This is a genomic window from Micromonospora sp. DT227, assembly GCF_049841835.1.
In the GTDB taxonomy this organism is placed as follows: domain Bacteria; phylum Actinomycetota; class Actinomycetes; order Mycobacteriales; family Micromonosporaceae; genus Micromonospora.
The window spans coordinates 1,157,409-1,175,591 of the sequence record NZ_JBNCLA010000001.1 but is presented as its reverse complement, the minus strand read 5'-3'; the positions used below and the strand labels follow the sequence as shown (position 1 = coordinate 1,175,591).

At 70.0% G+C, this 18,183-nt stretch carries 21 protein-coding genes; 5 read left to right on the top strand and 16 right to left on the bottom strand.

Translation table 11 applies throughout. From position 1 onward, the window contains the following. Window positions 1-61: 61 nt before the first annotated feature. The 8 genes from ACLQ2W_RS06030 to ACLQ2W_RS05995 all read right to left on the bottom strand — a co-directional run bounded on the left by ACLQ2W_RS06030 (window position 62) and on the right by ACLQ2W_RS05995 (window position 6,740). Window positions 62-697, bottom strand: coding sequence for a hypothetical protein (locus ACLQ2W_RS06030; RefSeq protein ID WP_425785545.1), 636 nt, complete (start codon window positions 695-697; stop codon window positions 62-64). Between the two features lie 8 nt (window positions 698-705). Further along, window positions 706-1,737 (bottom strand): major capsid protein, encoded by a 1,032-nt coding sequence (locus tag ACLQ2W_RS06025; protein ID WP_425785544.1) that lies wholly within the window; start codon window positions 1,735-1,737, stop codon window positions 706-708. A 14-nt stretch (window positions 1,738-1,751) separates the two neighbouring features. Beyond that, window positions 1,752-2,474 (bottom strand): hypothetical protein, encoded by a 723-nt coding sequence (locus ACLQ2W_RS06020; protein WP_425785543.1) that lies wholly within the window; start codon window positions 2,472-2,474, stop codon window positions 1,752-1,754. 49 nt (window positions 2,475-2,523) lie between these two features. Further along, window positions 2,524-3,378, bottom strand: coding sequence for a hypothetical protein (locus ACLQ2W_RS06015; protein WP_425785542.1), 855 nt, complete (start codon window positions 3,376-3,378; stop codon window positions 2,524-2,526). An 88-nt stretch (window positions 3,379-3,466) separates the two neighbouring features. Continuing rightward, window positions 3,467-4,501 carry a hypothetical protein gene (locus tag ACLQ2W_RS06010; RefSeq protein WP_425785541.1) on the bottom strand — a complete coding sequence of 345 codons (1,035 nt, stop codon included), beginning with the start codon at window positions 4,499-4,501 and terminating at the stop codon, window positions 3,467-3,469. Next, window positions 4,498-4,884 carry a hypothetical protein gene (locus tag ACLQ2W_RS06005; protein WP_425785540.1) on the bottom strand — a complete coding sequence of 129 codons (387 nt, stop codon included), beginning with the start codon at window positions 4,882-4,884 and terminating at the stop codon, window positions 4,498-4,500. The genes ACLQ2W_RS06010 and ACLQ2W_RS06005 overlap by 4 nt, the downstream gene beginning before the upstream one ends. Beyond that, window positions 4,884-5,330 (bottom strand): hypothetical protein, encoded by a 447-nt coding sequence (locus ACLQ2W_RS06000; RefSeq protein WP_425785539.1) that lies wholly within the window; start codon window positions 5,328-5,330, stop codon window positions 4,884-4,886. Before ACLQ2W_RS06000 ends, ACLQ2W_RS06005 begins: the two co-directional genes overlap by 1 nt. Before the next feature lie 93 nt (window positions 5,331-5,423). Continuing rightward, the gene (locus ACLQ2W_RS05995) at window positions 5,424-6,740 is read right to left on the bottom strand and encodes an STAS/SEC14 domain-containing protein (RefSeq protein WP_425785538.1); all 1,317 of its coding nucleotides are present in this window, start codon (window positions 6,738-6,740) and stop codon (window positions 5,424-5,426) included. A gap of 105 nt (window positions 6,741-6,845) precedes the next feature. On the opposite strand from ACLQ2W_RS05995, the gene ACLQ2W_RS05990 reads away from it, so the two are divergent. Then, window positions 6,846-7,517 (top strand): hypothetical protein, encoded by a 672-nt coding sequence (locus ACLQ2W_RS05990; RefSeq protein WP_425785537.1) that lies wholly within the window; start codon window positions 6,846-6,848, stop codon window positions 7,515-7,517. Window positions 7,518-7,532: 15 nt separating this feature from the next. Here the strand turns inward: ACLQ2W_RS05990 and ACLQ2W_RS05985 are convergent, their stop codons facing one another. The 8 genes from ACLQ2W_RS05985 to ACLQ2W_RS05950 form a co-directional block, all read right to left on the bottom strand. After that, window positions 7,533-9,152: a phage portal protein gene (locus ACLQ2W_RS05985; RefSeq protein ID WP_425785536.1), complete on the bottom strand. Its 1,620-nt coding sequence runs from the start codon at window positions 9,150-9,152 to the stop codon at window positions 7,533-7,535. A gap of 36 nt (window positions 9,153-9,188) precedes the next feature. Beyond that, window positions 9,189-9,572, bottom strand: a complete 384-nt coding sequence (locus ACLQ2W_RS05980) for a hypothetical protein (protein WP_425785535.1) — start codon at window positions 9,570-9,572, stop codon at window positions 9,189-9,191. Between the two features lie 33 nt (window positions 9,573-9,605). After that, window positions 9,606-11,270 (bottom strand): hypothetical protein, encoded by a 1,665-nt coding sequence (locus ACLQ2W_RS05975; protein WP_425785534.1) that lies wholly within the window; start codon window positions 11,268-11,270, stop codon window positions 9,606-9,608. Next, complete coding sequence (locus ACLQ2W_RS05970) at window positions 11,251-11,784, bottom strand: hypothetical protein (RefSeq protein WP_425785533.1); 534 nt, start codon at window positions 11,782-11,784, stop codon at window positions 11,251-11,253. The genes ACLQ2W_RS05975 and ACLQ2W_RS05970 overlap by 20 nt, the downstream gene beginning before the upstream one ends. 75 nt (window positions 11,785-11,859) lie before the next feature. Then, window positions 11,860-12,126, bottom strand: coding sequence for a hypothetical protein (locus ACLQ2W_RS05965; RefSeq protein ID WP_425785532.1), 267 nt, complete (start codon window positions 12,124-12,126; stop codon window positions 11,860-11,862). A 229-nt stretch (window positions 12,127-12,355) separates the two neighbouring features. Beyond that, a complete protein-coding gene (locus ACLQ2W_RS05960) occupies window positions 12,356-12,907 on the bottom strand; it encodes a hypothetical protein (RefSeq protein ID WP_425785531.1) in 552 nt (183 codons plus the stop codon). A gap of 13 nt (window positions 12,908-12,920) precedes the next feature. Beyond that, window positions 12,921-13,223 carry an HNH endonuclease gene (locus tag ACLQ2W_RS05955; protein ID WP_425785530.1) on the bottom strand — a complete coding sequence of 101 codons (303 nt, stop codon included), beginning with the start codon at window positions 13,221-13,223 and terminating at the stop codon, window positions 12,921-12,923. Between the two features lie 38 nt (window positions 13,224-13,261). Continuing rightward, on the bottom strand, window positions 13,262-13,627 hold the full coding sequence (locus tag ACLQ2W_RS05950; RefSeq protein ID WP_425785529.1) for a hypothetical protein: 366 nt from the start codon (window positions 13,625-13,627) through the stop codon (window positions 13,262-13,264). Window positions 13,628-13,817: 190 nt separating this feature from the next. Here ACLQ2W_RS05950 and ACLQ2W_RS05945 point away from each other — a divergent pair, with 190 nt between their 5' ends. The 4 genes from ACLQ2W_RS05945 to ACLQ2W_RS05930 all read left to right on the top strand — a co-directional run bounded on the left by ACLQ2W_RS05945 (window position 13,818) and on the right by ACLQ2W_RS05930 (window position 16,675). Beyond that, on the top strand, window positions 13,818-14,261 hold the full coding sequence (locus tag ACLQ2W_RS05945; protein WP_425785528.1) for a hypothetical protein: 444 nt from the start codon (window positions 13,818-13,820) through the stop codon (window positions 14,259-14,261). 374 nt (window positions 14,262-14,635) lie between these two features. Beyond that, window positions 14,636-15,244 (top strand): hypothetical protein, encoded by a 609-nt coding sequence (locus tag ACLQ2W_RS05940; RefSeq protein WP_425785527.1) that lies wholly within the window; start codon window positions 14,636-14,638, stop codon window positions 15,242-15,244. Next, complete coding sequence (locus tag ACLQ2W_RS05935; RefSeq protein WP_425785526.1) at window positions 15,244-15,612, top strand: hypothetical protein; 369 nt, start codon at window positions 15,244-15,246, stop codon at window positions 15,610-15,612. Before ACLQ2W_RS05940 ends, ACLQ2W_RS05935 begins: the two co-directional genes overlap by 1 nt. Window positions 15,613-15,676: 64 nt before the next feature. Further along, the gene (locus tag ACLQ2W_RS05930; protein WP_425785525.1) at window positions 15,677-16,675 is read left to right on the top strand and encodes a pentapeptide repeat-containing protein; all 999 of its coding nucleotides are present in this window, start codon (window positions 15,677-15,679) and stop codon (window positions 16,673-16,675) included. Window positions 16,676-18,183 lie beyond the last annotated feature (1,508 nt).

Genomic DNA, 18,183 nt, shown 5'->3' with positions numbered 1-18,183 from the left:
ACCGGCTCGCTGGGTGGAGACCACCCGGGCCCGCACGGTGGCGGGCCCGGGTGGCGCGATCTCACTTGCCGTCGGCCTCGATCACGCCGGCCTGCTCGCAGGCGGCGATGATCTCGTCGCGGCTGGCGTCGGCCTCGACCTCGACGCCCTGCGTCGCGGCGAACGCGGCCCACGCGTCGACGCCGGAGCCCTTGCCGGACCGGCGGGGGGCCGGGATCCGGGCGGGCTTGTCGCCGTCCGCTGCGCTGTCGCCCTCGCTGGCGTCGTCGCTGGCGTCGTCGCCGGCGTGGGCCTGGACCTCGTCGGGAGTCAGCTCGGACTCCCGGGCGGCCTGGCTCGGCGGGTTCCCCGGGGCCGGTGCCTCCGAGGTGCGGGCCGTGGTGCCGCCCTCGACATGGGTGGGCAGCGTGCCGCCCTCCCACGCCTTCGGGTTGGTGATGAGGGCGGCGACGTCCGCCGGCACCTCATCCTCCGGCCCGAACCGGCGCCCACCGACGTGGACGTAGCTGGCCAGCCGCGGCCCGGACGAGCTGCGGCGGGGCCGCGCCGAGGTGTGGGCCGACGGCTCGTCGCCGTCCGCCCACACCTTCGGGTTGGTGATCTTCTCGGCGACCTCGGGCGGAACGTCGTCCTCCGGGCCGTACCGCTTGCCGTCGACGTGCACGTACGCGGCGAGGCGGCGGGACTTGTCGGTCACGGCACCTCCTACAGGACGTCCGCGACCATGAGCCGCTTCGGGAAGTCGATCAGCGGCATGGCGGTGGCGCCGACCTTCGTCCACGTACGGACCGGATCGCCCTCCTTGAGCACGACGCCGACCAAGCCGGGGAGCTGCTCGAACTCCAGGGACGGGTTCTGCCCCTGGGTCAGCTCCAGCGCCTCGGCGGTGATGCCCCAGACGGTCCGGCCGAGCGGCGCGGACTCCGGCGGCAGGAAGATCACCACGTCCTCGGCGATGACCCGGGTGTCCACGCCGTCCACCGACAGGCGGGTGTCGTACTCGACCAACTGCGGCAGGCGGTGGGCCTTCAGCACCTGGTTGAGCTGGTCCTCGGTGACCATGGACGGCACGCCGGCGAGGCTGCCGACCAGCCGGCGGATCTCCTCGGACAGCAGCATGTTGCTGATGACCGTGCTGGAGGTCTGCATGTAGGCGGGCCTGAAGCCGTTGGCGTCGACGTAGTCCTTCACCCACGCGGTGAGGTCGGTCAGCGGGCTGGAGCTGGCGTGGTTGGACCACGGCACGCCCGCGGCCTTGTTGTGGCCGACCGGCATGCCGAAGTCGGCCTCCAGGTACTGCCGGCCCTCGCCCTGGAGCCGGAAAACCCAGTCGGAAAGCACGTCTCCACGGGCCAGTTCGAGGCGGTTGTAGACGTAGCGGGCGATGTTCGCGCCGTCGTTGTAGATCGCCTGCACGTAGGCGTCGTAGTTGTTGCCGCCCGTCCGGGAGCGCTCCAGCTTCAGGCGCTCCTCCTCCATGATCGGCAGCTTCAAGCCGAGCGGGGGGATGCGGATGGCCGACCGACGCCACGAATCGCGCTGGCCGACTTCGGTTTCAGCGTCGTAGGCGCGGAACTTGGCGACCCTGTTGGTCTGCTCCATCTGCGTGATCGCCGCTTCGATGTCGGCGATGTAGACGTTCGGGAGCCACCGGTCCAGCGTCAGGAACGCGGGAGCGGGAACCTCCCGCACGTAACCGGTCAGGACGGCCGGCTCGACGTAGTCGTCAACGATCATGATTCAGCCCTCCCTCAGTCCTCGAACCGGAACTTGGCGCCCAGCGCGCGGCGGGCGTTGTCGTCGAACCCGCTGGCGGCGGGCAGCCGGCTGACACGGATGACGCCGCGCCAGTGCAGCGGGGCGCCGATGTTGGCGGTCTTGACGGCCTTGCTGGTGAGCAGGAAGCCGTCGGGCACGTCCAGGCCGCTCGCGGCGGCCGAGCCACCGGCCGTGGTGGTGGTGACGGTGACGCTCGGAGTGGTGCCGCCGGTGAGGCTGGCGCCGGAGGCGGTCATCTGCGCCACGTTCTGGCCGGCGAACTGGCCGCGGAACGCGACCACGTACGGCGTGTTCGGGCCGGGCCCGCCGCTGACCGCGAGATCGCTCGCGTTCACGCTCGGCAGCGCGGCGAGGGCGGCCTTGACGGCGTCGGCGGTCGCGTTGAACGCGATTGCGCCGGTGGTCTCGCCGTTGAAGGTGAGGGTGAAGGTTCCGCCCGTCGGGCCGCCGGTGACGGTGACCGTCTGGCTCTCCGAGGTGCTGCCGGCGTACGGGCCGTGCATGCCGGCGCCGGGGCCGGAGGTGATCCGGGCGACGACGATGCCCGAGGGGATGTAGCCCTTCGGGTAGTGGATGTTGGCGTTGAACGAGGGCAGGTGCAGGGTCATCCCCTGCGTGACGTCGGTGCCGTCGCGGCTACCGAGCCACGACTGGTCCTCGACGAAGAACTCCGTCGTACGGAGCGAGATGTCCATGGTGGACGTCGTCCTTTCGAATGCTGGGTGTCCCAGCGGCGCGGGCGGGTTAGGCCTGCTTGGCGGTGCCGAACCGCTGCTGGGCGAGGAGCCGGCCGGCCTCCAGGCCGCTCGGCTTGGCGCTGCTCGTCCGTCCCTGGCCCATGTCGACCCGCTGGCCGGGGGCGCCCGTGGCGGGCGGTGCGGCGGCGGGAGCGCCCGTGGCGGGCGCGGGGGCGGGATTCGTTTCCTGCGCGGGCGCGGCGGCCGGCGCGGTGGGCAGCAGCGCGACGAACTGGGACACCTTGTCGGCGTCCACCTGGTGCTGCGCGGTCAGGAACTGACCGAGGTTGAGGTGAGTGAGCAGGCCATCGACCTGCTCGGTCGTCATCCGCTCTCCGATTGCCATGCGGAGGCGGGCGTCTGCGAGTTGGAGACCGAAGTCGGCCTGTGCGGCAGCTCGACCGCGCTGCTCGGCGGCGTCGAGCTCGCTCTGGTAGTTCTGCTGGCCGGTGGTGGCCTGGGCGCGAAGCTGGTCCAGCTCGCCGGGGCGCAGACCGAGGGCGGCGAGCTGCCGGTCCTCGTGGCGGCGGGCCTTCGCGCGCCAGTAGTCGACCTGCTCCTCCAGGGGCAGCTCCCGCCACGGCGTGCTGGTGGCCGCCTTGGATGGATCGGGCTGCTGCCCGGCGGCGGCCGGCTGCCCGGCCCCGGCTGGTGGGAAGACCTGCGAGGGCGTGGGGATCGGCTGCGGCGCGGGGGCCGGGGGCGCGGCCGGCGGCGTCGACGTCGGCGCGGGCTCGCCGGTCGGCTGGGATCCGCCCCTGACGGGCCAGATCGGCTGCGGTCCGTCCTCGCCGGCGCGGGGCTTGCGGAAGCCCAGCGCAGTCAGTCCGGTACGCGGGTGGGTGGGCAGGTTGGTGTGCATGGTCTCCCCATGGCGGGTAGGCGGAAGGCCCGTGGCGGGCATGAAAAAACCCGCCTCGATGGGCGGGGGGCTGGCGCGAACGTCCTGGTCAGGCGGCTTGAGCGGCCGGTTGCCAGTCGTTGCGGGCGCGTTCGGTGGTCAGCCGCTCGGCGATCCGGGCGGCGGCGACGGCCGGCCAGACGCCGCCGGCGACGGCTGCCTCCGATACCTGCACGGCGCTGCCGGTGATCCGGCCGCGCCCCTCGTGCCGGGTCGGGATGCCTCGTGGGGCGTCCCAGTCAACGGACCAGGCCATCTGCTTGCGGCCCCGGCGGCGGCCGTACGCCTGCCGCTGGAGTTGCAGTTGCACGGTGTGCTGGTCGCCGTGGGGCATGTGCACGGCGGCGGTGACCGGGGCGCCGTGGTTGGTGTACGCGTACCGCTTCGGGCCGAGCAGGATGGTCCGCGGGTCGATCTGCACCGACCGGTCGCGCCAACCCGGGTCGGTGCCGGACCAGCCGTCGCGGCGGGCCCACAGCTTCCACCACAGGTGTCCGCTGTGCGCCTTGATCGAGATGACCTTCGACTCGTAGTCGACCGGGTTGAGGCGACGTTGCACCCAGGTGCCGAACCGCTCGGTGTGCAGGTACAGCGACAGCCACCAGAGGTGAACGCTGACGGCGAGGGTCTGTTCGGAGCCGCCGTTGCCGACCTTCAGGGAGAACCCGAGGTCCGGGAGCCCGCCCCGGCCGGCGTAGAACTCGCCGCCGAGGGTGCCGGTCGGCGCGGCCGGGAACGGGCCGGGGATCCGCGGTTCGGTCTTGATGAACGCGAACTTCGCGTCAGGATCGGCCGGCGGCGGGCCGCCGAAGGGGCCGGCGTAGCGGTCGCCGATGTCCCACCGGGTCGGGTCGAGGCTGCCCTGCGGGTCGGGACGCACGCCGCATCGGTCGCACACCACCCACCGGGAACCAGGCCGTCCGTGGGCCGTCTTCGTGCCGTCGACCACCGGCTGGTGGCCGAGCAGCCGGCAGCCGAGCATCAGCCGGGGTACCCGGTGCAGCCAGAACCCGCGGTGTGCCCACGTGCCGGGCACAGGATCCTCGCGGTCACGGTGGTTGATCGTGAAGGCGTAGATACTCACCGGCCGCCCTCCCGGGGGCCCCGCTCGGCGAGGGCTTGCAGGTACTGCGCCTTCGTCATACCGCCCGGGGGCCGGAACTGGACGTCGGCCCTGCGGGCCTCCGCGTGTTCGTCGACGCGACGGCCGATCATCTCGTCGAGCTGCTGCACGATCTCGGTCACCATGTCCGCGGTCGCCGTGTGCTCCACGACGTCGACGCGGGCCGGGGTCACGAAAGCGCCCTTGCCGCCGATCTCCCGCGCGAACTCCGCCCAGTCCTCGGCGACCTGCTTGCGGTCGCTCGCATCGCTCACGTCGGGGTGCTCGTCGACGATGAGCGCGAACCGGTTGACGGAGGTGCCGTCGACGAAGTCGTCGGGCAGCGAGAGGATCTGGACGCGCATCAGTCGGTCACCGCCCATCGCACGGGCGTCGGCGCCGGACCGTCGCCGGGCGCACCGATGCCTCGGCTTCGCAGCCGCAGCTTCTCGACCTGGCCGCGGGACATGACGCTGCGACGGACCACGTCGCGGCCGTTCTGCCGCTCGCTGAGCAGGTAGTGGGTCTTGCCGTGGTCGGTGGAGAACGCCTCCGGGTTGCGCACCGACTGCCACAGCGGCTCAGCGGTGGGCACGAGCGTCCACTCGTCGGGATCGTCGGTGAGCGCGCTGAGCGTGCCGAACCCGAGCAGGGTCCGTAGCTGCTCGACACCGACGCCGGCGGATCCACCGGAGTGGCCGTAGGAGGCGAACGCGGCGACAGCCGCGACGATCGTCTGGGCGAACGCGGGGTCTTCGGCGAACTGGCCGGACAACTCCAGCTCCCGCCGCGCGTGGTCCACGAGGGACATGGCAACTCCAAGCCGGGGATGCGTGGGGATGCAGAAGGGTCGACCCGACGTGCATCCCCTCACGTCGGGTCGACCCTGGTCTGTGAATTGGGCTCAGCGGCCGGCGGCGGCTTCGGCCCGTAGTTCCGCGATCAGCTTGCGGCGGTACTCGACGAGGGGGCCGTAGTGCCTGGCCCCTGCCTGGAAACGGTCGATCATGTCTTCCAGACCCATCTCCAGGCTGGGCAGATCGTCCGGGGTGAACGGCTCGTACGCCTGCCGGCGCGTCGCGGCGGCGGCTGCCCGAGGTCCCCGGCGGCCCTTCCCTCGCGGGTTCTTCGGCCCGTTGACGAGGATCGGCCCAAGCTCACCGTCTTCGGTGATCATGGCCCGCACACGGTTGAGTCGACGGCCGGCGGTCGACCGGCCATCTCCGCCCGCCGCCGCGGCGTACAGCCGGCCCAGGTCGTCGGCGTTGAGCTTCAGGCCCGGGTCGCTCATGCGCAGGATCGGCAGGACCGCGCACTTGCAGTTGTCGTGCAGCGGCTTCAGCTCCGCCAGGTGGTAACGGCGGTCCGCCGCCACGATGCACAGACCACACGGCCCGGATTCGGAAAGCTCCGGGCGCAGGATGCGTCGCCATCCGATGACCTCGTTCGGGTCGAACTGGACGAGCACCTCGTGCTCCTGCGCGCGCTGCGCCAGAGCGATGTCGGTCTGGGCCATGGCCTGCGCGCGTTGCAGCGCTCGCCGACGGGCGACGTCCTCGGAGTCGCCCTCGCTCACCCGGAACCGGTATTGCGCGGCCACCCGGCTGTAAGCGACGAGCGGGTCAACGGCCCGCAAGGTCGGCGCCGGCGCAGGGGTCTGTCCTGCGGGCCGCCGGTCGGCGAGCTGCCGGGCTGGGCTGAGCGGGTCACCGGGGCGGACCATGCCGGTGTTGACAGTGCGGTCGCCGGCGGGCCGGGCAGGACCGTCCCCGGCCGGCTCTTGGTCGCCCTGGCCGCGCGTCGGGCGGTCCGGGTCCCGGAACACCCGGTCCAGCGGAAGGTCACCGTCGGGCACCAACTCGACGGGCGGCCGGTCCAGCACCTCGGCCAGCTCAGTAGTCAGCGCGCGCCGCAGCTTCGTGACGTCAACGGCGCCGACCGGCCGGTGGGCGCGGCCCGTCATCGTCGTCATGGCCCGGGCGAGGTACGCGTCGGTAACCTCGGCCATGCGCCGCTGCGCGGGTTGCACGACGCGGAGGACCTGCAACATGGCGAGGTCGACCGCGGTGGGGTCGTACCAGCCGGTGAAGCCGCGTAGCGGGGCGAGCGCTCCGCTCACCGCGAGGATGGTGAGCTGCTCCCGGATGTTCGAAAGCGTGTCGACCAGCGCGTAGAGCTGTGCGACTTCGGCGGCCGTGAGGTTCCCGTCAGCAGTCGGCACGCTCACCCCCAGACCACGGCGGTTCGTGTGGCCAGGCAGGCGGGTGTGCGTCTGCTACGGCTGACAGAGACCCCGGAGGTGGTGTGTGCTCCGTACCCTCAGCCTGTGCTGCCGCTCCCTGACCTGCCGCCTGTGCTGCCGATCTCCGCGCGCCTGGCCGTCTGGATGACCCGAGCCGAGCTGGGTGACCTTGCGACCTGGATCGGCTCCCTCGCGAACATCGCCACTCTCGGCCTGGCCCTACTCGCGGGCGTCGTCAGCTTTCGCGTCTACAAGATCGAGTCGGGACGTGACCAACGGGCAGAGGACGAGCGGCGGGAGCGGGCCGAAGACGACCGGCGGGGTCAGGCTGATCTGGTTTCGGTGTGGTACGGGCGCAGCTCCGGCAAAATGGTTACGCAGTGGGCGGCGATCGGCGGCGGCGAGAGGATCTTCCTCCGCTGGGCCGCGCACATCCTCAACGGGTCCAACCTGCCCATCTACGACGTCACGGTCTTCTTCTCGCTGTTAGACAGTGACGACCAAACCGTGAGGACGTGGATAGCCGAGTCCATTCGGGTGGTGCCACCCCGAGAGCAACCGCGGATCGTTGTGCTCCCCAGCAGCTTCTCGGAAGTCCTGCCTGACGAAGATCTACGCGACCGGATCGCCGTCGCGGTGGAGTTCCGGGACACCGCGGGCCGCCGGTGGATTCGCGACAACATGGGCTATCTCCACCGGGCTGCCGACATGACGGGGAAGCAAAGCCGCTGGTCCCCCAGCCGCCCGGCCGGCTGACCCCTGCGGGGCGCGCTACACGAACTCGCCGGCGGGACCCGCGTCGGCCGGTGTAGGTAGTCCGGCGAGTGGGTCAGCGAGGACGTCGGTGGTGCTGTCGCTCGGGATCGGCGGCAGCGGCGACCGGGAAGCCCCGGCACCAGTCGACTGCACCGGCCCATCAATGCCCTGCAAGGCCGCGGTCTGCGCGGCGAGCTGCGCCTGAAACAGCAGCTCGTCGGCGCGCTCGCTGGCCATCCGCTCCACGACCGACGGCGGGAACTCCCAGATGTAGAGCATCCGGGACCGCCATGGGATGTCCTGTGCCTTGCTGGCCGCGTCGGCGCGCTCGGCGAGGGACAGCCGCTCCGGGGAGCGCCACAGCACCTTCAGCTTGGCGAGGTCGGCGCGGCGCTGGTCGCCCAACGTCTCGAACGCGAGGCTCATCACCCACGCCCACGGGTGGGACGTGCGCTTGATCTGGTTGGAGACTTTCTCGACCAGGCCCTCGCGCTGCATGGCTGCGCCCTCAGCGGACTGGTTCTGGCCGGCGGGCATCAGCGCGTGGATCGGGGTCTTGGAGACGGCGGCGAGCTGGGTGACGTCGTCCTTGATCGCTGCCAGGATTCCGTCGAGGCTCGCCTGGTTGGACTCCCAGATCTCGGCGGTCGCCGGGATCTGCCACAGCGCGGCCGGGTCCATGGAGAAGACGTCGGTGTAGTCGATTTCCTCGCCCGCGCGGGAGTGTCCCTCCGGGTATACGTTGGGCAGGCCCTTGATCGCCCTTTGGCGGAATGCCTGCATGGTGGTCACCACGGTCCGCTGCAAGATCACGTTGGTGATCCGCGAGAGCAGATCGAGGTGGGGTTCGAAGACGCCCATGCCGTCCTTGGCCTCGAACCGGACGACGGGCATCCGCGAGTGCCGCAGCGTCTGCCCTTCGGCGCCGCCGCGCTGCTCGTCCCAGGACCAGGCGCGGGGGTCGAAGTACACGGTCGGGGCCGGTCCGTATTCGTTCGGTCGGACGATGCCCTCGCCCGTCGACGTGCTCCACCAGTCCGGGCCGCCCGGGGCGCTGCCGTACCGGTTCGGGCGGGTCGCGACGTACACCTTGCCGGGCAGGTACAGGTAGGCCCGGTCGACTTCGTCCATGTCGTCGTGGGTGACCTTCAGCGCGGCGAGGCACCGCCACGGCATCAGCGGGTCCGGTTCGCCGGTCATCCAGCGGGGGTCCTCGGCGGAGACGATCGGAGCGCCGGTCTCGTCGTCGACGTCGCCGACGATGACGTAGGCCTCGGACATGGAGAGCATCAGGTCGTGGAGGTCGGCTGCCCGTACGTCCATGCCGGCCCGTTCCCACAGGTCGACGGCCGCCTGGTCGCCGGTCTCGTCGCCGTCGACGGCGGTGCGGAATCCGTGCGGCACCATCCGCTCGGACACCGAGCTGGTGAGCAACTCGGCGAAGTTGGTGCGGGACTGGCGCATGAACGCCCGGAAGCTTTCCTTCGCGAACTCGGTGCCGTCGGGCAGCGGAGCGTTGCCGTGCTGCCAGTCGTAGAGCTTCTGCAACCGGCGGCGCCGCTTCGGGTTGGCCAGCCGGCGGAACTGCCGCTGGATCCACCAGCCGGCGGAGTCACGCACGCTGACGTCGATCACCGGCGCACCCCCTTCCGGTCTGCGCCGGCCAGATCGCTATCTGCCGTCTACCGCCACCTCGATGGCGTGTTCGATCGCCCGCCCGCAGGCGGGGTGCTTGATGTTGCGGCCGGCCGGCCACCGGGCGGCGCACACCGCGCAGCATCCGGGCAGTTCGATGTCCGGGTGTTGCCAGCCGGGCCAGCGCCGCTCGCGGTGGCGTGTGAAGCGGTGGCTGATCGCCAGGTCCCAGGAGGCGGGCAGCGGCATGTGTTCGTCGAACGCTGATCCCAGGAACAGCCGTGCGTTCTCGGCCTCGTTCTGCAAGGCCCACCACAGCCACCGCGTGGGGCCGGAGCGGGACACCGGGAGAGAGCGGTGCGCGGCGAACGTTTCGACCTGTTGGGCGCGGCGGCGGTGGTAGAGGTACTCCCGGATCACGATCACTAGGCACCCCCTGGTTGCCGCCGCAGGTCAGCGCAGCCGCTTCGGCACGTACATCTCCTGCTGGGGCGGTTCTGGCTTGGACAGCGCGGCGAGCCGGGCAGCCCAACTGAGCGTGGCCGCGACCGCGGCGTCGATCTTGTGGATCGAGTCCGGATGATCTTTCGCGATCTGGATGCCCGACCTCGACTTGCGGCGGCGAGCCGCCAAAACGTGCCGGGCGAGCACCGGCGCGCCGTCGTGGGTCAGCTCCCGGTCGACCACCGCGGAGTGGAACTCCTCCAGCGCGCGGACGATCTGCGTGGCCCGGCCACCGGTCATCCACCACTCGATCGGGTGCTGCTGGGTGGCCTTCACCCTCAGCTTCGCCCCGAACTCTGCTTCCCAGGCCGCCACGAAGGTCTCGAACCTGGCCGGGTCGGCGTAGAACCCGACGACGTTCCAGCGCTTGAACGCCTGCCGTACGGCGGCGTCGACCTGCGCGGTCGGCACCTGCCATTCGTCGCCGGGCTTCAGCTCAGGCTGCTCCCAGACCTCGATCTGGAAGATGTGCCCATCGGAGACCCGGCAGCCGATCAGGGCGGTCGCGTCCGTGACGCCGCGCGCCCGCTTGCGGGAGCCGTCGAACCCGAGGGTGATCGTGTCGCCGTCCTTGACGACCTTCGGGGGTCGCGCCTGGCAGGCGTTCCACTCCGGCTCCGACAGCCAACTGTCGCTGGCGTGCGTGACCTGGTTCAGGAAGTCGGCCCGCGCGGTCTGGGGGTCGATGCTCGGGTCCCAGATGTCGGCGATGATCCGGTCCAGGTCGACCCAGCCGCGCCGCTGGCACGGCGGGTTGTGCAGCCGGCAGCCGCCGTCGATGTCGGCCGAGTCGCCGTACACGTACGCGAGGCCGCGGAGCAGTGACTCCCGGTCGGTCATGTCCGTCTCGGGCGGGGCCTCGCGGTGGTCGTAGAGCAGACCGTCGTTGCGGGCCCGGCCCTCCATGATCGCCTTGTGGTATTGGGCGGAATCCTCGGCGACCGACCCCACGCCGGGGGTGAATGCGTTCGGCGACTCGACGGTGGTGCCACCCAGCTTGGCCGCGTTGATCCGCATGACCTCGGCGAGGCGGATCCCGCCGTTGGTCTTCGTCCATTCCTCGGTCTGGTCGAGGATCGCGAAGACCGGCTTGTTGCCCTTGATGCTCGTCGGCGACGCGGTGATCGGCTCGATCTTCCCGCGGGGCAGGTTGACGAAGGTCCCGAGCGGTTCGAGGCCCGGGTAGTTGTCGAGCACCGGACCGTCGAGCATTTCCAGCAGCGGCACCCACGAGTTCTTCGTCTGCGCCTCCGACACCGCGGCGAGCGTCACCAGCGGAGTGCGGATCTCCGACCACGGCATCCCGACCGGCTGCCCGTCGGCGTCCCAGCCGGCCGGCACGACCGGGCCGAGCGCTTCGACGATCGCGAGCGCGGACAGGAATGGGGACTTCCCCCAACCACGGGGCCGGCAGATCACGCCGCGGCGGATGCGCCGCTTGCCGGTGCGCGGGTCCAGCTCGTAGAACCGCAGGATGAACTCGGCCTGCTCAGCGGTCGGCAGGTACGGCTCGTAGTCCGCGCGGTCCGGGGTCGAGATGTTCTCTGTCAGCCACTCCAGGACCAGCCAGCCGAGGGTCGGGCGCTCGCCCGGCTCAGTCGGCTTCCACGGCACGACGCGTGGTCCTCTTCGCGGTGGTGGCCTTCTTCGCCGGCGCCTTCCGCGCGGCGGGCTTGATCGGGGTGACTGTGGCGTCGGGCTCGGCGGCGGGGACCGCGCGCAGGTTGGCGTACCGCTCGCGGGCGCTGGCGCCGGCCGGCCGGGCGGCGTCCTTCTCGTCGGCGTCGGCGAACACCAACCGCAGCCGGGCCCTGTCCTCGGGGGTCGCGCCGAACTTCGCCACTCGCAGTCGCAGTTCGCCGCCGACCGCGAGGTTCCCGGACCAGAACTCGGCGTGGATCATCGCCGTGTCCAGGAGGAAGTCCCAGTCGGTCGCGGTGAAGTGGTCGCTCTGCGGCGAGCTGGCCCACATCGCCCACCAGTCGCGGGTGCGCTCCGGCCAGTCGAATCCTCGGGGCAGCTCGGGCTGCTCACCCTTGACGAACGTCAGGACGGTCTGCGGGACGGGATCGGAGTTGCGGCGGGCCCGCTTGTCGGGCGACTTCGGCGCCGGTCCAACACCAGCCATGTCGATCAACTCCCATGTCGGGAAAGGGCCGCCCCCGTGTCGGGGACGGCCCTGAAGGTGTGCAAGAAGAGGAGGTCAGGTACGCACGGGCGGCGGTTCGGCGTCAGGTGGCAGTGGGTCGAGGTCGTCTCCCTCGATCACCAGGTGCAGCACCTGCGTCCGCTGGTCGACGTACATCCGGACCGCGCGGTACCCGGCCGGCAGCGCCACCGCCTCGGCGATGTCGGCGATGGTGAGCCGAACCCGGCCGAGCCGGCTCGGCGCCAGCTCCCTCACCGGCGCGAGCTCCGCGCAGGTTGAGCAGTTGCGGTGCGCCTCGACCACCGAAGGGAACCGCTGCATGTTCCGCCGTGTGGCTGCGGCGTCGATCCGCATGTCGTGGTGGACTTCGTTCGGGGCCAGCGCGGAGTACCGGCGGCCGTCCGGAACGGTCAGCGAGTCTCGGGCGTGCACGTCACCCCCCGGCGTCAGCAGCGGATCGCGCAGTCGGAGTGGGCGAGCAGGCCCGCGCACAAGCCGCCGATGATGACGAAGAGGTAGATCGCGATCATGAGCTTGGCGCCGCGCACGGTCAGGTCGCGGGATTCAGCGTCTCGACCTGGATCGGCAGGCCGGAGTACCGGTCGCGCTTGCAGCCGATCTCCACGGAGGCGACCACCGCGTCCGCTGGTGCCACCTCGCGATCCAGAAGCGCGTCAAGCGCGCCGATCGCCGGCCCTTCACCGGAGCCGAGCGCGGCCCGGCCGTCCGGGTGTGGCACCGCCATCGCGTGCACCAGCGTCCAGAGGTGGCCGTTCCAGCCGAGAAGCAGACTGCCGTCGAGGGTGCCGTCTTCGAGCAGACCGTCATCGGTGGCCAGCGCGGTGACGGCCCTCGCGACGGTGAACGCCCACCGCTGCGGGTTCTCGTCCGGCCGAGGCTCCCCGTCGATCTTCAGGAGCGTCTCGACCACACCGACCAGGCCCCCGGAGCCGGTCACCCCGATCAGGACCTCGCCGTCGCCGGCTGGCAGCCGAAGAATCTTCCGGGCGCCGCCGGGGATAGGCCGGTCGTAGACGTTGGTCATGGTGTCGGCGGCCATACAGACCGCACCGTCGACCGCGCACGCGACTACCGTCGTCACCCGCGCACTCCCTTCACAGCAGGCCGGGATGCTTCTCGCGGGCCCGCCGCTCGCGCGGCTGCGCGGCGACACCCTCGGCACTGGACTTGTAGCGGTGGCAGTACGGCGGCACGTCCTGGTGAACCCAGTCGAGGTTCTCCAGCGAGTGGTCGTCGCCCCGCTTCTTGTGATCGACTGCGTCCCCGCCCGGCTTCCCGCACAGGTGGCAGATGTGCTCGCGGTTCCGCTCGTGCACGGCGGGCCGGATGGCCGTACGCCAGTCCGCCGGGAGCCTGTCCCGGCGGGTGCTGTTGACCCAACCCCCGGGCATACGCACCCCCCGGAAAGTCCGCCGGCCCTCGGCGAAGGCCTGCGTCAGGCCGCAGCGGCGAGCGCGCTCAACGAAGTGGGCCGAGGCGGGCAGTGGAGCCGAAGCACCTCGTGCCCCGCTCTCGGCAGTTCCTTGGCCCCGCGCGGCTCGGCGTCGCCGGCGGCGCGCAACGCTGCCACCCGACCGCCGCCGCGGCGGGACTTCGGGTTGTTGCGGGTGTCCCGCTCTGCGTCGAGGACATCGCCGAGGCGGTAGCCCAGGGTGCCGTCCTTGCGGCGGCGCACGGTCAGGTGACGCCTCTCCCCCTCCGGGGACATCCAGCCCCGAGCGCGCCAGTTCCCGATCGTCGACTCGCGCATCCCGACGACCTTGGCCGCCTGAGCCCGCGTGAGGAACGCGTCGCGATTCATCGTCACGGGCACCCCCGGAAACAAGAAAAGGTCCCAAGCCGGGAATCCAGCTTGGGACCGAAAGTCGCTGCGGGCACACTGCACCCGCGCCTGAACAGTGTCACAAGAGAACGATCATGCGCAACTTCTTCGCGAGCATTGACGTCATCCAAGAGCAGTCATCGACACTTTCGTCGGCCATAATCACCCCATGGCCCATCCCCGCCAGCGCGCCGGCCGATGGCTGCGCCGACTCGCCGACCGAGTCGATCCCACCCGCACGTACGAAGTCGTCGCGCCGGGAGGTGTCCCGCTCGCCCAGGTAATCAGTCGCTCCGGTCGGCCGCCCATCGTCAGCAGCGACGACTACACCGTCCGCCCCGCACGCCAGAAGGAAGCCATGACCGAGCAGCCCCATAGCGGCACCGACGTAGACGAGGCCGTGAACCAGCAGCAAGTTGACCTGGTCCGGCTCGGCGAGGCGTCCGGCGACCCGGAGGCGTTCCGGATCGTCTACTCAGCCCTCATGTCGAGGTACGAGTCGTCCTGCCGCATCGGGCACATGACCCAGTTCGCCGATGAGGTTGCCGCACTCGCTGTACAAGGGTTGCGCGGCGCAGGGCGGCTCACGATTCCGGAGCACCCCCGTGACTGATCCCGTCCCGTTACCCGCCGAGGCTGACCCGCTCGCCCGGCTCGATGACCACTCGCTCCTTGCCGTCCGTGCCGAGTTCGAGGGCTGGAGCAAGGTGCCGCGCTCCTGGGTGCGGATGGCCCGACGCGGCTGTGAGCACTGCGCCCAGTGGGACGCCGTCAAGGCTCGCATCAGAACCACCCGGCGCGCGTACGGCCTCCGCAACCGTCGGAGGCCCCGGTGACTGAACTCGTCCCGATGCTCGCCCCGGTCGACTCGCTCGCCCGAGTCAGCAAGAACATCCGCGCCCACCGCGGCTGCCGCATCGTCGGGAACCAGGGATGCACCCCGTACGAATGCCGCTGGGTACCGGCCGAGCCTCCGGAAGGGCCGCGATGACCGGCCAGTGGAGCGCCGACCAGTCGATGTGGCCCGCGCACCTGCGCGACGACGCGCCGTCCCAGCAGTGCGGCCGGTGCGGGCGCTACACCCGATCACCGCGCGAGTTCTTCACCGAGTGCCGTATGCCCCAGCCCGACGGCTACCCGTGCGGCGGCCGATTCGAGGCGCCTGACGCACTGCTCGACATCTACACCGCCCGCCGCGGTGCCCCGATCCCCACCGCCGTCGACGCTCCCCTCGCCGAGGCGTACCAGTGGGCGGGCAGGGGCCAGGTGCGGCAGATCGAGACCGAGCCTGACTCGGTGATCGACGCGCTGGCCATCACCCGGACGCGGGTCGGCACCCCGCGACTACTCATCACGTGGGAGGAACGCCGACCCGGCTGGCACTACCCGACGTGGGGAGACCCGGTCCTGCACACCATCGTTGGGCACGGGGACACCCCGGACGGTCTCGTTCGGATGGTCGCCCCCTGCGCCGGCCGCATGGAGGACGAGCTCCACCTCGGCCGCCCGGCGACCAAGGTTGACCTGCACAAGCAGCCCGAAGGAACCTCGCTGATCTGGTACTGGCGCACCCCCGAGCACGAGGCAGGCTCCTGATGCCCTGGGACTCCCACCACGGTTGCGCCACCCCCGGCAGCACCGGCCGCGCCAACCACCTCGGCGAGCCGCTCACCGTCCAGCAGATCCGCGAGCTTCCCGACGGCGCCGAAGTCGTCATCACCTGGGACGGCGGCAACGGCCCGCACCCGTACCGGATCCTCGTGGACTACGCGAGCGCGCGGCACGTCGAGAGCCTGTACTGCGACGAGATCCTCAAGCCGCACCTCGGCGAGCAGGCCGTTCCTTTCCACCGGGTCACCCTCGGCTGGGACGACGCCACGCGCGCCTGGCACGAGTCGAAGGTTCCAGAGCCTCAGCACGTCCAGGCGAGCTGGCGACAGATGCGGGCGGGTTGTAACCGATAAGTGTTAGGCCTTGCACCCCTAAGGTGCAATGGGGACCGTGCCTCCCCGCCGCCGCCTTCAGGTTGTGACCGCACGGCCAGGGCCCGAGTCCCGCTCGCAGCGCGTCGCCACCCATGCGACGACCATCGCCGCCATCGGGGCGCTCGTCGTGAGCGGGTTCGGCATGGTGTTCACCGCCCGGTCTGTTGACGTGGCCGCCGACTCGGCCACCGCGACGCGGGAGCAAGTGACTCTGCTTCGTCAGGGCCAGATCGCGGACCGCTTCGCAAGAGCAGTCGACCAGCTCGGGTCGGAGGAGATCAACGTCCGCTTCGGCGCCATCTACTCCTTGGAACGGCTCATGCGTGAATCTCCCGGCGACCGCGACACCATCATCCAGGTGCTTTGCGGATTCGTTCGGCAGAAGACACGGAAGCCAAGCGGGGGCTTACCGCCCGCTCCCAGCATGCCGCCCGTGCCCAGGATTCCCGTGATGGCTACAGACATCCAGGCTGCGCTGACGGTCTTGGGCCGACGCGACTCCCCGGAAGACACGGGTTACCTAATCGACCTGTCCGGCACGGATCTACGACGGGCAGACCTCCACGACCTGGACTTCAACCACGCGGACTTCAGCTCAGCCTCCCTGGTCAGCGCGCGCCTTTCTGGAGCCCGCTTCGAGGGGGCCAAGTTCGCGGGAGCGGATGCATCGTGGTCCGTAGGTCAATCCGTTTCTTTCCGAGGGGCAGACCTCGACGACGCGAGACTCTTCTGGAGTTCCCTGTTAGATGCTGACTTCACTGCTGCCAGCGCGTGGTCCGCTGACCTCAACCACTCGAAGCTCACGCGATCCAAGCTGACGGAAGCTGATTTCAAATTCGCCATCATGTCTGACGTCCAGCTATTTGAAGCCGAGCTGGGCGGCGCTTCCTTTTACGCGGCTGATCTCCAAGGCGCACGGTTCCGAGGCTCCCAGCACGCCGAGACCGCGGACTTCAGTTGCGCACGACTGGAGCGGGTCGCCGGCCTCTCGGTGGGCATCGTCCGGCCGGGCCCTGCTTCCGATTGCCCGCCGGGGTCCTGAAAAATCCCAGACCCGTACAGAGCCGGAACCGCTGAACGTACCGGCGGGGCGGCCGGCGCCGGGCGGGGGTACCCCCCCGGGTATCCGGGCGGCGGCGGCGGGGAGCTGCGCGCGGCACGTCGCGCGGCGTGCCTGGCAGAGAAAAAAATCGGGTCACTCTTTCGCGCATATAAAGGTGCGACCCAAGTAAGTCTGACTTGACATGGTGCGGCGCATGCCTCAAGCTGATCCCAGTTCGGCAAGCGGCACGGCAAGCGGCACGGCCCCGGCATTCTGGCGACAGCTACGGCTGACGTATCCGGTGGCGACATCTGACCGCAGCTAAAGGCAGCCGGTAAGACTGACTTGACGAACGGGGGTCACTCACCTAACGTGATTCCCTGCAAGGCGGAACGGTCGGACCGCTACAGATAGGGTCGGGCCGGGTAGGCGAGTTAGATAGGGCGGGTGCCGCACCATTGGGCACCGGGACCCGAATCCCTCGCGTCGGACCGGGGCACTTACGGCCGGTTGATCGGGGTATCGCTCGCGAGGTTCGATACCTCTTCCGCATGTCGTGCGTCGGTTACCTTACGACGGCACGGGGGATCATTCCGCGAGTCCGGGCATGCCCGGCCGGAATGAAAGCCGAGCCAAGTAAGACTGACTTGACAAACGGCAGGAAGAAATGCCAAGCTTCATCCCAGCAAAACGGCTAGCAACAACGGGCCGGAATTGCGGAAGCGTCCCGCGTTTTGCGGGCTCCGCAGTTCTACCCGGCCGTGGGCCTACGGGCCGTCGGCACCGCTGGCTAGGGCGTTCGGTGACACGGACGGCGAGTGTGGCACGAGTGGGCGATCTCTGATCACTACCCCCGTTGCCTGCGTCGAAAAGGGATCCGGATTGGCAGACTGTGCCGACCCCGCGAGGGGTGACGTGTTAGTTGAGAACTCCATAGCGTGACGTCCAACCCCATTCGCCAGCGGATCGCAATAGTCTGGCTTGATAAGGGGACCTCGGGTCCGAACCGAGGTGCGCCAAGAGTGGTGAACGCGTTTTGCGGGAACCGTTGCCGTAGGTGTCGACATCCGGGATAGCGCCAGATTCAGGCGCGGCGGGGAAGCCCCCTGCTGACATGTCTCCCGGGACTAAGAGCCCCTATCCGGAAACCGGCGATGAGACGAATATGAACCGATAGCCCGCGTTGAAGTGGGCGCGCTGGTAAAGCACGGCAATCGGTGCATGCAGTGAGGTGAGTAACCGGTATTACATGTTTGCGCGACGATCCTCTGTCATGGAGGGGAGCGGGTGTGCGTTGCCGTGCCGTACGGGCACGGCCGAACGGTGTCCCATTTGACAATGCGGGTAATAGTCCCGGCCTGGCTTGATTCAGGATTGGGTGTCTTAGGGGTAAACCGGAGCGTGCGGGAAAGCGTCTGACTCCCTAATCGGGGAAGGAAGGGCCACCATTGGCCGCCTTACGGCGGAGCCGGCCTGCCATGTGGCTTGACCCATGGCCACGTTTGCCT

Excerpts from the sequence above, each read along its gene's own strand:
- ACLQ2W_RS05945 (WP_425785528.1), top strand. The coding sequence starts at position 13,818 with ATGGCCCATCCCCGCCAGCGCGCCGGCCGATGGCTGCGCCGACTCGCC.
- ACLQ2W_RS06000 (WP_425785539.1), bottom strand. The coding sequence starts at position 5,330 with ATGTCCCTCGTGGACCACGCGCGGCGGGAGCTGGAGTTGTCCGGCCAG.
- ACLQ2W_RS05935 (WP_425785526.1), top strand. The coding sequence starts at position 15,244 with ATGCCCTGGGACTCCCACCACGGTTGCGCCACCCCCGGCAGCACCGGC.
- ACLQ2W_RS06025 (WP_425785544.1), bottom strand. The coding sequence starts at position 1,737 with ATGATCGTTGACGACTACGTCGAGCCGGCCGTCCTGACCGGTTACGTG.
- ACLQ2W_RS05940 (WP_425785527.1), top strand. The coding sequence starts at position 14,636 with ATGACCGGCCAGTGGAGCGCCGACCAGTCGATGTGGCCCGCGCACCTG.
- ACLQ2W_RS06020 (WP_425785543.1), bottom strand. The coding sequence starts at position 2,474 with ATGGACATCTCGCTCCGTACGACGGAGTTCTTCGTCGAGGACCAGTCG.
- ACLQ2W_RS05950 (WP_425785529.1), bottom strand. The coding sequence starts at position 13,627 with ATGAATCGCGACGCGTTCCTCACGCGGGCTCAGGCGGCCAAGGTCGTC.
- ACLQ2W_RS05965 (WP_425785532.1), bottom strand. The coding sequence starts at position 12,126 with ATGCAGCGGTTCCCTTCGGTGGTCGAGGCGCACCGCAACTGCTCAACC.
- ACLQ2W_RS06005 (WP_425785540.1), bottom strand. The coding sequence starts at position 4,884 with ATGCGCGTCCAGATCCTCTCGCTGCCCGACGACTTCGTCGACGGCACC.
- ACLQ2W_RS06015 (WP_425785542.1), bottom strand. The coding sequence starts at position 3,378 with ATGCACACCAACCTGCCCACCCACCCGCGTACCGGACTGACTGCGCTG.
- ACLQ2W_RS05970 (WP_425785533.1), bottom strand. The coding sequence starts at position 11,784 with ATGGCTGGTGTTGGACCGGCGCCGAAGTCGCCCGACAAGCGGGCCCGC.